At 42.3% G+C, this 9,680-nt stretch carries 9 protein-coding genes; all 9 read right to left on the bottom strand.

The window, feature by feature from the left end; all coding sequences use genetic code 11:
- Window positions 1–443: 443 nt before the first annotated feature.
- Window positions 444–2,228, bottom strand: a complete 1,785-nt coding sequence (locus tag QL989_RS14880; RefSeq protein WP_290170944.1) for a choice-of-anchor I family protein — start codon at window positions 2,226–2,228, stop codon at window positions 444–446.
- A gap of 142 nt (window positions 2,229–2,370) precedes the next feature.
- A complete protein-coding gene (gene glmU / locus QL989_RS14875) occupies window positions 2,371–3,729 on the bottom strand; it encodes a bifunctional UDP-N-acetylglucosamine diphosphorylase/glucosamine-1-phosphate N-acetyltransferase GlmU (RefSeq protein WP_290170943.1) in 1,359 nt (452 codons plus the stop codon).
- Between the two features lie 297 nt (window positions 3,730–4,026).
- A complete protein-coding gene (locus QL989_RS14870; protein WP_008112140.1) occupies window positions 4,027–4,449 on the bottom strand; it encodes a F0F1 ATP synthase subunit epsilon in 423 nt (140 codons plus the stop codon).
- Window positions 4,450–4,462: 13 nt separating this feature from the next.
- Window positions 4,463–5,848, bottom strand: coding sequence for a F0F1 ATP synthase subunit beta (gene atpD, locus QL989_RS14865; protein WP_008112138.1), 1,386 nt, complete (start codon window positions 5,846–5,848; stop codon window positions 4,463–4,465).
- Between the two features lie 33 nt (window positions 5,849–5,881).
- Complete coding sequence (gene atpG / locus QL989_RS14860; protein ID WP_008112136.1) at window positions 5,882–6,742, bottom strand: F0F1 ATP synthase subunit gamma; 861 nt, start codon at window positions 6,740–6,742, stop codon at window positions 5,882–5,884.
- Between the two features lie 59 nt (window positions 6,743–6,801).
- Window positions 6,802–8,343 carry a F0F1 ATP synthase subunit alpha gene (atpA, locus tag QL989_RS14855; RefSeq protein ID WP_008112134.1) on the bottom strand — a complete coding sequence of 514 codons (1,542 nt, stop codon included), beginning with the start codon at window positions 8,341–8,343 and terminating at the stop codon, window positions 6,802–6,804.
- Window positions 8,344–8,357: 14 nt separating this feature from the next.
- Window positions 8,358–8,891 carry a F0F1 ATP synthase subunit delta gene (atpH, locus tag QL989_RS14850; protein WP_087533920.1) on the bottom strand — a complete coding sequence of 178 codons (534 nt, stop codon included), beginning with the start codon at window positions 8,889–8,891 and terminating at the stop codon, window positions 8,358–8,360.
- A 16-nt stretch (window positions 8,892–8,907) separates the two neighbouring features.
- Window positions 8,908–9,378, bottom strand: coding sequence for a F0F1 ATP synthase subunit B (gene atpF / locus QL989_RS14845; protein ID WP_008112130.1), 471 nt, complete (start codon window positions 9,376–9,378; stop codon window positions 8,908–8,910).
- Window positions 9,379–9,419: 41 nt separating this feature from the next.
- Window positions 9,420–9,653, bottom strand: coding sequence for a F0F1 ATP synthase subunit C (atpE, locus tag QL989_RS14840; protein WP_004335261.1), 234 nt, complete (start codon window positions 9,651–9,653; stop codon window positions 9,420–9,422).
- Window positions 9,654–9,680: the final 27 nt, after the last annotated feature.

Raw genomic sequence — 9,680 nt, 5'->3', positions numbered from 1 at the left:
TGTTAGAACTCAATCTGTACGAGTGCCCACACAGATGATTGCTTTATATTGTTAAAGAACGCTGCGATTAAAGCGTTTAACTTTATCTCGCTAGGGCTGCGCATATTACGCTTTCCTATTTTTTTGTCAACACTTAATTTTCAGTTTCTTTTAAAAGATTTGAAAGCTAAGTTTTACTCGACTCACTTACCGTTTGTTCAGCGCTTTTCATTGCTGCCTGCCGGGTCAGTGGATGCGCATTATAGGGATATTCTGGAGAGGGTCAATGCTTTATTTCAGTTTTATTAAATTAATTTCAATTTAGTACAGTAACCATACAAACAAAGGGCTGCAGAGCAGTTTTTGATTAAAATTCATTCACACAAGGCATGATTGCAAGAGGGGGAGGAAGTAAAAGCGATTTATAGATAACTGCTAATCGCTTTTACATAACACTTTATTAATTACTGAGTTGCTATTTCCCATACGGCAATTGAGCCTGAGATTTCATTACCGACTATAAGCAGTGCTTCGTTTGTTGCACTTTGCGCTGCAGGAACAAATGTCATTCCTTCAGGAGCAAGGTCGCCACTTATATCTGCACTTGGTTCTAAACCACGATTATAGAAGTAGTCTTGAAATTTCACATCGTAAGGGTTGGTTATATCAAATACCATTATTGTGCCCATACGCTCTAAGCCAACAAAAGCAAACAACCTATCTCCAACCTTACCTAATGTTAGCGCTTCGGGTTCTGCCCCTTTATCATCTGAGCGTGTATCGCCTTTGTTTTCATCTTCGTTGTTATTAAACGCGTTACCATGAACAGAAGCGGTCACCCGTGCAATTTGATCGCCTGAGTCAAACACCACCAGCCCATTGCTATCCCAAATGGTAAATGAGCGTGCGCCATAGGCATAAAGAGATTCGTATTGGCCATCATTATTTTTATCACCTTTTACTGTTGTAACTTTTAAACGACCAATGTCATTATCATCGTTATTTAAGTAATCGAAGTTAGCTGCGAGAGCTAGATCTTCTACGCGGCTTTCATCTATATATGCCAAACACCCATCTTTAGCGTCATAATCAAGGCCGCCCTTGGCTATACAATCAGCTTCATCGCTGGCATCAAAAAAGTATTCGCGTGCATCACCCTCATTGGCAGATACAATAAAGTTGGCTCCCTTCCAACTAAAACTTGCAATTGTATCTGGCTGATACATGCCATATAAACCAGGGTATGATTTAAAGTTAACACCGCCGTCTTTGTCTGAAGCGTCAAATTGTAAGTTTGACCAATCTTTAAAACCGAGCCCTTTTAGCTCAAGGGAATTATCTTCAAGATTGATGATAGCTAGAGCGTTATTTTCTTGAATAGAGACATAGGCGTATTTATTATCCTTGGAAATACTCACATACTCTGGCTCTAAATCCATAGCGACGGTGGTATTTATTAAATTACCATTAATAGTACGTCCAGTAGGATTGGCAAACACTAAACCCTGCGCTTCTAATTCTGCTTGCTTATTATTGTAAGCTTGAAAGTTTATGCTCATAGCAGTATCGGCAATAGTGCCGTTATTAATATCGATAATGCTGATAGTGCCTTCGGGGTCGATACTGTAGTCGCCATTAGGTTCGCCTTCATTAGCAACCACTACTTTTGCACCATCATGACTAAATGCTACCATGTCGGGTAGGGCACCTACTGTTACATTTTTAATAAATACTGGTGTATCTCCGCTAATATTGTAAAACGCTATTTGGCCAGCTTCACCCACGCTTGTAGCAGCCATTGCTACCGCTAATAATTGGTTATTCGCATCGATAGCTATGCTGTTTGCATCGCCAGGCGTATTTTCATTTAGTGAGAGCGTAATGGCAGAGGCTAAGTTGGTCGCAGTTACAATACCTTCGTTATCTTTTACTAATGCTGCAGTGTCGAACGTATCGGCAGGAATGATATTCACAACAGCTTCATCACCAGAGCTATTAATGGCATAAATCCATTTTTTAGAGGCTTGGTAGGCGACTATTTCAGCTGCCCCTTCCGGGCTTTGTGCATTGAGTACTGCGCGGCCAATAAGATTGATATTTAAAGCTGAATTTGCATTAGTGCCGTTTTCGCCATTATTACCCGCTGTACCTTGTACACCCTGTGCGCCATCTTGGCCGTCATCACCATCTAGTGAGCAACCAGTTAATAGTGATAGCAAAGAAAGGGCTATTATTGATTTGTTTAACATTATTGTTTTCCTTAGTGTTGTATTAGTTAAATATCAACACACAGGGATGACAACAGTATGGCATTTTTATTTATAGAATATTTAGACAATAAAAAGCGAGTTATAAAACTCGCTTTAAATATTTAATAAGTAATGGTCATTACTATTTTTTAACTGGGCGTTTCCAACCATCTAAATTACGTTGCTTGCCACGTGCTACGGCTAGCTGATCATCCGCTACGGCATTGGTAATAACAGAGCCTGCACCCACAGTTGCTGTAGCACCAATATTTACAGGAGCAACCAGTGATGAGTTAGAGCCTATAAAGGCATTATTGCCAATAATGGTTTTTGCTTTATTAACCCCATCGTAGTTACAGGTAATTGTGCCTGCGCCAATATTCACTTTCTCGCCAATTTCAGCATCACCTAAGTAACTTAAGTGGTTTGCTTTAGAACCTTTGCCTAAACGGGTTTTTTTCATTTCGACAAAATTGCCAATGTGCGAGTCTTCTTCCATTACTGCACCAGGACGAAGGCGGGCGTATGGACCGAGTGTACATTGAGCCGCAACTGATGCATCTTCAATTAGTGTATTGGCTTTAATAATAACATTATCGCCAATGCTACAGTTTTTAAGTACACAGTTAGGTCCAATTTGTACGTTATTACCAAGCGTTACATTGCCTTCAAAAATAACGTTGATATCGATGAGGACATCTTCACCTGTTTTAACGTCGCCACGTACGTCAATACGTGCAGGGTCAGCAAGGGTGGCTCCATTTAACATCAAGTCTTCTGCTTGCCATGCTTGGTAAGCACGCTCTAATCCTGCAAGTTGTACGCGGTTATTTGCACCTTCAACTTCCATTGGATGATCAGGCTGTGCTGATGTAATTTCTACACCTTCACTGTGCGCCATAGCGACTATATCTGTTAGGTAGTATTCGCCTTGAGCATTATTGTTAGATAAATTACCTAACCATGTTTTTAAAAGCTTACCATTAACCGCCATAATACCGGTGTTTACTTCGTTAATAAGTAACTGCTCTGCATTGGCATCTTTTTGTTCAACAATACCCACTAGCTTGCCATCAACACGTAGCATACGCCCGTAACCATTTGGGTTTGCTAAATTAACGGTTAATACTGCTAAACCATTTTTAGGTGTCGCTGCTAATAAACGTTCAAGTGTAGATTGCTTAGTTAAAGGTACGTCACCGTATAAAACCAGTACAGTGTAGTCGTCATTTATATGTGGGTTAGCTTGTGCCACTGCGTGGCCTGTACCTAGCTGTTCAGCTTGCAGCACCCAGTTTACGTTATTATCGGCTAATTGTTGTTGTAATAGTTCGCCGCCGTGACCATAAACTAAGTTAGTAGAGGTTGCACCTAGCGCATTGGCATTATCGATAACATGTTGCACCATAGGTTTACCTGCCACTTTATGCAGTACCTTAGGAAGAGCAGAACGCATACGGGTACCTTTACCCGCTGCAAGAATAACCGTTGTTAGAGCCATTAAAACAATTTCCTTTTTCCGTTGTTTTAGCTTAATAGAATAAGTGTGCTGCAAAGTAGATTACGTAAGTCACATCATGTGCAAATACTCAGTAGGCTAAGCAATGGCTACTGAATCTTAACTTAAGCAAAGTAACACCTAATAGAATAGGATTATTGTAGCGAGGATCTTGCGCAGATATAAGTAATAATGAAGAGATATTAGCCATAACGATTAATTTATTTACAAATAGCGACGGGATTTATCATCAGGCACAAAAAAGCCCACATAAAGTGGGCTTTTAAAAACCAGATAGGCTTACTTTTTACGTAATTGCTGAATAACGCGTAGCTGAGCAATTGCTTCAGCTAGTTGCATTGCGGCTTGATTGTAATCAAGCTCAGCAGATGCACCTTTTGCCATTTGGGCTTCAGCGTCACGTTTAGCTTGCTCTGCAGCTTTCTCGTCCAGGTCTTCACCACGAACAGCTGTATCAGCAAGTACGGTCACTATGTTCGGTTGAACTTCTAGTGTACCGCCAGCAATATAGATGAGTTCTTCTTCACCAAATTGCTTAACTAAACGTACCATACCAGGTTTAAGGGCAGTTAGTAGTGGGGCGTGACCGGCGTTAACACCTAACTCACCTTCACTACCAGATACTTGAATAGATTCTACTAAACCAGAAAATAATTTCTCTTCAGCACTTACTACATCAAGATGTACAGTCATAGCTGCCATACTACCCTCCTAATTACATGCTTTTGGCTTTTTCTTGAGCTTCTTCAATAGAGCCAACCATGTAGAACGCTTGCTCTGGCATATCATCAAACTCACCGTTTAAGATACCTTTGAAGCCTGCAATTGTGTCTTTAAGTGATACGTATTTACCTGGCGCACCTGTAAATACCTCTGCCACGAAGAATGGCTGAGATAGGAAACGCTGGATTTTACGTGCACGAGATACAAGTTGCTTATCTTCGTCAGAAAGCTCGTCCATACCTAGAATCGCGATGATGTCTTTAAGTTCTTTGTAACGCTGAAGAACTGTTTGAACGCCGCGCGCTATACCGTAATGCTCTTCACCGATTACTTGTGGATCAAGCTGACGTGAAGATGAATCAAGAGGGTCTACCGCTGGGTAGATACCTAGTGATGCGATATCACGTGAAAGTACCACTGTTGCATCTAAGTGAGCAAACGTTGTTGCTGGAGATGGATCCGTTAAATCATCCGCAGGTACGTATACCGCTTGGATTGAAGTAATTGAACCAGTCTTAGTAGATGCGATACGCTCTTGAAGTACACCCATTTCTTCAGCAAGTGTAGGCTGGTAACCTACCGCTGATGGCATACGACCAAGAAGTGCTGATACTTCTGTACCCGCAAGTGTATAACGGTAGATGTTATCTACGAAGAAAAGTACGTCGCGACCTTCATCACGGAACTTCTCAGCCATAGTAAGACCTGTTAACGCTACGCGTAAACGGTTACCCGGTGGCTCGTTCATCTGACCGTATACAAGCGATACTTTATCAAGTACGTTTGAATCGTTCATCTCATGGTAGAAATCGTTACCCTCACGAGTACGCTCACCAACACCTGCGAATACTGAGTAGCCGCTGTGCTCGATTGCGATGTTACGGATAAGTTCCATCATGTTTACGGTTTTACCAACACCGGCACCACCGAATAAACCAACTTTACCACCTTTAGCGAATGGACATACAAGGTCGATTACCTTGATACCCGTTTCTAAAAGTTCAACTGAGCTTGATTGCTCTTCGTAAGTAGGTGCTGCACGGTGGATAGACATACGCTCGTCTTCACCGATTGGACCTGCTTCATCAATTGGCTCACCAAGTACGTTCATGATACGACCTAGGGTCTTAGTACCAACTGGAACTTGAATTGCTTCGCCTGTGTTTTCTACTGAAGCACCACGACGTAAACCGTCTGTAGTACCTAGTGCGATAGTACGTACCACACCGCCACCTAGCTGCTGTTGAACTTCTAAAGTCAAACCAGCTAAATCGCCATCTGTTACTTTTAGCGCGTCATATACGGCTGGCACGCTGTCTTGTGGAAATTCGATATCCACAACGGCGCCGATAATTTGGACGACCTTACCTAAACTCATGTCTATTCCTCTCGTTAATCTTTGCCTGAAGCATTAAACTGCTGCTGAACCAGAACAAATCTCACTAATTTCTTGTGTGATTGCTGCTTGGCGAGCTTTGTTATATACAAGCTGTAACTCATCCATAAGGTCACCGGCATTATCAGTTGCAGCTTTCATTGCAACCATGCGGGCAGCCTGTTCAGAGGCAGCGTTTTCAACTACACCTTGGTATACTTGAGATTCAATGAAACGTACTAACAACGACTCTAAAATAGCCTCTGGGTTTGGTTCATATAAGTAATCCCACGCATGTGTAGATACTTCTTCTTCAGCTTTTGGCAAAGGGAGTAACTGATCTACTATTGGCTCTTGCTTCATGGTATTAACAAAGTTGTTATATACCAGGAATAAACGGTCAATTTTACCTTCAGAGAATGCATCTAGCATTATTTTTACCGGACCAATTACGTCCTGTACTGAAGGCTTATCTCCAAGACCTGCTTTTTTAGCAAGCACTTGACCACCAAAACGTTGAAAGAAGCCAGCTGCTTTACTACCTAAAGTAGCAAAATCAGCATCTACGCCTTTCTCTTTCCACGCTTTAATGTCTAATGCAACTTTTTTAAACTCATTTGAGTTTAAGCCGCCACATAGACCACGGTCAGTAGAGATAACAATATAACCAACTCGTTTTACTTCACGCTCTTCTAAGAACGGGTGAGTAAAATCAAGATTTGCTTGAGCAACACGACCAATCACTTTACGTAATTTTTCAGCGTATGGACGGCTTGAAGCCACTCGTTCTTGCGCCTTTTTCATTTTAGACGCAGCAACCATTTCCATTGCGCTAGTGATCTTTTGAGTATTTTTAATACTGCCGATCTTGCTTTTAATCTCTTTTCCGCTGGCCATGACTCTCTCTCCGAATCAAGGTGTGCCTTAGGATATAAAGCACACCATTAATAACTAAATTACCAAGTTTGCGTAGACTTGCACTTCTCTAGAAGTTCTTTAAGCTGCGCTTCGATCTCGGCGTTGTAGTTACCAGTTTCATTGATTTGAGCCATAAGCTCTGCGTATGTGCTATTTGCGAAAGAAAGTAATGCCGCTTCGAAATCCATGATTTTAGAGATTTCGATGTCTTGCAAGTAACCTTTCTCAGCTGCGAATAACGACAAAGACATTTCAGCAACAGACATTGGCGCGTACTGTTTCTGCTTCATTAGCTCTGTTACACGCTCACCATGCTCAAGTTGAGCACGAGTAGCATCATCAAGGTCAGACGCGAACTGCGAGAACGCAGCTAATTCACGGTACTGAGCTAGGGCTAGACGGATACCGCCACCTAGTTTCTTAACGATTTTAGTTTGTGCAGCACCACCAACACGCGATACCGAGATACCAGCATTTACTGCCGGACGGATACCTGAGTTGAATAAGTCAGTTTCTAAGAAGATCTGACCATCGGTGATAGAGATAACGTTTGTCGGTACGAACGCAGAAACGTCGCCGCCTTGAGTTTCAATGATAGGCAATGCCGTCAATGAACCTGTTTTACCTTTCACTTCACCATTAGTGAACTTTTCTACGTAATCAGTGTTTACACGTGATGCACGCTCTAAAAGACGCGAGTGAAGGTAGAATACGTCACCTGGGTATGCTTCACGGCCTGGTGGACGCTTAAGTAGCAATGAGATTTGACGGTAAGCAACAGCTTGCTTAGATAAATCATCATATACGATTAATGCGTTTTCACCACGGTCACGGAAGTATTCACCCATAGTACAGCCCGAGAACGGTGCTAAGTACTGAAGTGCCGCAGATTCAGAAGCAGATGCTACAACTACGATAGTATTTGCAAGTGCACCGTGCTCTTCTAATTTACGTACTACGTTAGCAATAGTAGATGCTTTTTGACCAACCGCTACGTACACACACTTAACGCCTGTGTCTTTTTGGTTGATGATTGCATCGATTGCTAGTGCAGTTTTACCTGTTTGGCGGTCACCGATAACAAGCTCACGCTGACCACGACCAACTGGAATCATCGCATCGATAGATTTGTAACCAGTTTGTACTGGCTCATCTACTGATTGACGCTCGATTACACCAGGTGCAATTTTTTCTACAGGTTCAAACCCGTCGTTATCTAAAGCGCCTTTACCATCGATAGGAGCACCTAGTGTGTTTACAACACGACCAAGTAGACCCGCACCAACAGGAACTTCTAAGATACGACCAGTTGTGTATACTTTTACGCCTTCTGTAAGGTCAGCGTAAGGACCCATTACTACTGCACCAATTGAGTCGCGCTCAAGGTTTAGTGCGATAGCATAACGGTTGCCAGGAAGCTCAATCATCTCACCTTGCATACAGTCAGCTAGACCGTGGATGCGAATGATACCGTCAGTAACAGATACAATTGTACCTTCGTTACGAGCTTCACTTACAACTTCGAACTTCTCAATACGTTGTTTGATCAGATCTGAAATTTCAGTGGAATTAAGTTGCATGCTCTTTTTCCCAATTACGATTGTAGTGTTGTGGCTAAGCGATTTAATTTACCGCGTAAAGAGCCGTCAATTACAGTGTCGCCTGCCTTAATAATAAGGCCGCCAACTACTGTAGCGTCTTCACTACAATTCAGCTTAACTTTGCGTGCGAAACGTTTTTCAAGTGCCGCTACCAATGATTCTTGCTGGGCTGCAGCAAGAGGTGTTGCCGAAATCACATCAATATCGATTTCTTTTTCATAGTCTGCTTTTAAAGCAGAAAATAAATGGGCAACTTCAGGTAGTGCAATCAAACGTCCATTTTCAGCCATCACCTTAACTAGGTTCTGACCTTGTTCGTTGAGCTGCTCACCACATAAGTTAATAAATAACTCAGCTTGTGCGGTAGCAGTAGGCAATCCAGCTAAAATGGTAGATGCCTGTTCATTGCTGGCAACGTGGCCAGCAAAGAACAACATGTCATTCCAGCTATCAATAGCGCCTTTTTCAACGGCAAGTTCAAAAGCCGCTTTAGCGTATGGGCGAGCGATAGTAGTCAATTCAGACATGCTCATACCCTCCTAATTACAGCTCAGCGACAAGTTTTTCAACGATGTCACTATGTGCGGCTTGATTGATTTCGCGCTCTAAAATTCTTTCTGCGCCAACCACTGCCAGAGTTGCTACTTGCTTACGTAGCTCTTCTGTCACACGGTTACGCTCTGATTCAATTTCAGAGTGCCCTTGAGCAATAATTTTTTCACGCTCTTGCTGACCACGAACAGTTTCTTCGTCAACAATTAGCACGGCACGCTTTTTAGCTTGATCAATGATATCAGCCGCTTGAGCCTTTGCATCTTTAAGCTGTTCTGCAGCTTTCTGTTGCGCTAGTTCTAAGTCTTTCTCGGCTCTATCAGAGGCAGCTAAACCATCTTCGATTTTCTTCTGGCGAGCTTCAATTGCACCGTTTAGTGGTGGCCATACGTATTTCATACAAAATAATACGAACACCGTAAACGCAATTAATTCACCGATAAGAGTGGCGTTTAAGTTCACAACCGCTCCTCCTTAAATAGTAAGCTGTTCAAAAAATAAAATTAAAGTACGAACAACAATACCATCGCGATACCAACACCAATCATTGCTACAGCATCGATTAGACCAGCAAGGATAAACATTTTAACTTGTAGCGATGGTGCAAGCTCAGGTTGACGCGCACATGCTTCAAGGAATTTACCGCCCATGTTACCAAAACCGATTGCTGTGCCGATTGCACCGAAGCCGATAAGTAAAGCTACTGCGATGTACTTAAGACCTAATACTAGTTCCATTTTTTTCTCCAAAGTTTCAATTGTAAT

The sequence above is a fragment of the Pseudoalteromonas sp. APC 3224 genome, assembly GCF_030407535.1.
Classification (GTDB): domain Bacteria; phylum Pseudomonadota; class Gammaproteobacteria; order Enterobacterales; family Alteromonadaceae; genus Pseudoalteromonas.
This window is presented reverse-complemented; position numbering and strand designations above follow the sequence as displayed.